Genomic DNA, 3,646 nt, shown 5'->3' with positions numbered 1-3,646 from the left:
CGCCAGCTGGCGCAGATCGATTGATGGGACGTATTCACGGTTCGACTCATATCGAGATCGTGCGCCGTCGCCTCACTTGCTGATAGAAACAGAGTCGCGTTTCAATTCGGTATCAGAGGCAGGCAAAGCGTACGACCGGCTTACTGAGTCGTTGGACGTGGCGGCAGAGTCGTACGACACAGCCGTTCTACTCACGCCGACGGGCCAACCGTGCCGGTTCGACTCTCATGCGGATATGGCCGAATCAATCAAAGACGGAGTGAATAACCTCAAGGCGTGGCTACGGTATCAAGTCGGGTTCACGCCTGAGTCAATTCGGGTGCTTGAATACCAGCGAAACGGCCAACCGCATTACCACATCGTCTTATTCGGGGTTCGGGTGGTGCCTGAGGGTGAAAGCGAAACGGGCGAACCGACGTTATCAGAGGCAGAGGTCCGTGAGTATTGGGACGAAACGCGGGATATTGGATCGCAGGTGGACATAAGCCCGGTCCGGCGCGGGGATCGGGCGTGGCTACTGCATGACGACGACAAAGGGCGGGTGCCGCTGGCGCGCTATCTCGGCAAAGCCGCGAGGCGTATCATGGACGTGGCGGGGACGGACGCAGGTGATTTGATGGACGGGTTCGACGGCGGGGACTTGGATTGGAGAGTCGCGTTGTATTGGGCGTACGGACGGCAGGCGCAGGTAGTGACCCGATCCCCGTCGTTACGTGAGTCGGACGACGACGATCTCCCTCACGTCAAACGCTGGCAGTATGTGGGGACGGCGCGCCTCGCGGATATGCCTCAGTCTGTCGTGAGTCGGGCGAAGATAATCACGGCCTCGGGCGGGGCGATACCGCCACCGGCGACGACGCAGAGCGCCTCGAGGACGGGATCCGGCACACCGGCGGCCTGAGGCGATACCTCACGGCAGGCGGTCTCGCGGCTGGGTAGTAGCAGCTGCTGATATTTTTTTCGGGATTGCGCGAGCGCGCGCGAGGCGACCTCATGGCGACCGGCGACCGCATGGCGGGTAGCACATGAAGCGGGTAAGGCATGAAGGGTCGACCCCAAAGCAGAGGCTACCTCATAGCAGAACGCCTCAGGTATCGGGTTAGTAGCAGGTGCTAACTATTATGTGTTAGTAGCCACTACTAACAACCATGGTTAACAGCCTCAAGTCGTCCGCCGGTGGGATCGCACTACAGGTAACGAAACCAGCCCGATCGGCAGGGTTGGTAGAGGAGGACGCAGAGGGGGACGCGACTCACTTAGCGGGCGTCTACGTCTACGGGTTCGACGGCCTGCTACTGGTAGTAGACGCAGAGAAGGTTTCGAGCGCGGATCGGGCAGAGTTAGTGTCGACGGCGGCCTCTGATTCGGGCAGTATCCATCGGGGCGAGGCGGCGTCTGTAGAGATAGCGGGTAACGGCTATCAGGTTCAACTGCCGGGGTGTAAGGCGGCAGGCCTCGAGATCGGGGACGACGGGCATACACTATCGGCGGATGGCGTCCTACTGATTCACGACGGGGGACAGACGCGCCTCGCAGACGACTTAGCGACTATCCGACGCGAGCAGAGGCATGCCTGAAAGCGACGACGGCGAAACGGTGGTAGTAGAATATCAGTATGATACGGCAGTCGTTGTAGACGACGCCGGGCGGTATCACTACGTGAATCCGATGGGCGACCGGGTACAGTCGTTCGACTCTGAGGACCGGGCGCGACTGTACGCAGATATTCAATCAGTAATCGGTGGGTTCCGTGAAGAAAAGACGGGCGAGCGGGGCGTACCGCCAGCTGTAGCGCGGGCGTTCGACGAGAATCTACTCATGGCGTATCACGTCGCTACACCAACGATGGGCGTCTCATGGACGGCGCGGGCGTTCGGGATTGATGAATCAGAGGTTAGGACGGCAGTTGAGTTAGTGCGAGAGAAAGCAGAGCGAAAGCGGGACGAAACGGGTTAGTAGCGGGTACTAACTCGGGACGGCGCGGGACGACGCAGAGCGCCTCGAGGACGGGATCCGGCACACCGGCGACCGCCACAAAACAACCTCATGAACCATCCGACCGTGGCGGTGGGTCGTGAGTAACGGGTTAGTAGCCAACACTAACCTATATCGGGATAATTTTTCCGGGACTACGCGGGCGCGCGCGCGAGGCGACCTCATGGCGACCGGCGCGCCACAAAACACCTCATGACACATCCGACCGTGGCGGGTAGGGGATTCGGGTTGTGGTCGTGATTACCACAATAATCAGGACTAAAGGCAACACACAAAACCGCATGACGGCGGCGGGATGGGTGGTTTCAATCGGTTTCCATGCGGATATACCGGCAAATGTTTCCGCGTATCGGTTACTAACTCTGACAGGTAGTGACTGAGTGTAAGCATTTTTGCCTGATGGCGGGCTACTGTGGTATAGCGGTATGAGTGAAAGCCCCCGTTCCCCCGATACTGAGCGTATCAACCCGGCAGAGACGACGATCCCCGTGAGTCGTGAGTTACGTGATTGGATACGACTTGAGAAAACCCGTGAGGGGGTCCATTACGATACGTGGCTTCGTGAGAATCTGTCTCTTGAGAAGTGACTATGCGGGTTATGAATGAAAGTAGGCACCTAAGCCCCCGTTCCAAAGCGGCAGGTGCCTACCCACGAGTCGTATCCGCACCGATCCGACAGGAGGTATCATGGTCGAACATGGGCGGATACAGTCGTCGATTGTGTGGCTACGCACTTGAGGGTATCTCAATTGTGGCCCTATCAGTCAACGGCTGTATCCGTCTCCTCTCGCGGGGGGATGGATGTCTCAAGAGGTAGGGTCGCCTGCGTCGTTTGGCAACGATCTGCCTACGGACGGCGCGACTCTTGAGGCAGAGGCAGAGCGATCCGTCCGTGAGTTCTACAGCTGGCATACGGACGGCGACGACGACGCAGGGGCAAAGGTCCGTGAGTCAAACGCACCAAACCACTCGGCAAAGCAGAAACGGCAGAGAAGCGATCCTCGCGCCTCTAAGGACAAAGCCAAAATCCGTTTCCCGGCAGAGTTATTCGGCGGTCTCCTCGGGGATGACCGAGCAAAATCAATCTGTAAAGGTTCAACCCCACAAACCGCCTCTTTGTCGTCACCGTGGCGCGGGACGCAAAGAGAGGGCGATAAGCAACGCCTCGCGGATTACGTTTCGCGGGATGGATCGGCAAAATGGCTATCAGCGGTTGTGCGTGACGTATTTGGCAAAGACAGCGTATCCGGCGACGACGCGGATTACCAGCTGGCGCGTCGGTTCTTTGACCGATACCCCGACTTATTCCGTGTTTTCCGAACCGACGATTTGACCGTAGTTGAGCCAAAAGTCGGCCTCTTGAGACAGCGTAATGTAAACCGCAAAAACGCCGGACGGCGCGGGGACGGGGATGTAAACGCAGAGGATAACTCGAAAACTGGCGTCGGCGTCGGGTATCCAAAGGATCGGGTTCGGTCGTTCTTAGGCCTCGAGGGCGTATCGGGGACAAAGCAACTCAAGAGCGAAACGGTCCGGCGGGGTATCTTCGGGTGTTTCGCCAGCTGGCGCAGATCGATTGATGGGACGTATTCACGGTTCGACTCATATCGAGATCGTGCGCCGTCGCCTCACTTGCTGATAGAAACAGAGT

The 3,646-nt window shown here is 58.4% G+C and carries 4 protein-coding genes; all 4 read left to right on the top strand.

The window, feature by feature from the left end:
• A partial coding sequence (locus tag CHB65_RS16570) for a hypothetical protein (protein ID WP_218818985.1) occupies positions 1–901 on the top strand: 901 nt, incomplete at its 5' end.
• A gap of 247 nt (positions 902–1,148) precedes the next feature.
• The gene (locus CHB65_RS16565) at positions 1,149–1,577 is read left to right on the top strand and encodes a hypothetical protein (RefSeq protein WP_089386114.1); all 429 of its coding nucleotides are present in this window, start codon (positions 1,149–1,151) and stop codon (positions 1,575–1,577) included.
• On the top strand, positions 1,570–1,956 hold the full coding sequence (locus CHB65_RS16560) for a hypothetical protein (RefSeq protein ID WP_089386113.1): 387 nt from the start codon (positions 1,570–1,572) through the stop codon (positions 1,954–1,956). Before CHB65_RS16565 ends, CHB65_RS16560 begins: the two co-directional genes overlap by 8 nt.
• 840 nt (positions 1,957–2,796) lie before the next feature.
• The coding region (locus CHB65_RS17690) for a hypothetical protein (RefSeq protein WP_218818984.1) at positions 2,797–3,646 on the top strand (850 nt) is incomplete at its 3' end.

This window comes from Halorubrum vacuolatum (assembly GCF_900188065.1).
GTDB classification, from domain to species: domain Archaea; phylum Halobacteriota; class Halobacteria; order Halobacteriales; family Haloferacaceae; genus Halorubrum; species Halorubrum vacuolatum.
This window is presented reverse-complemented; position numbering and strand designations above follow the sequence as displayed.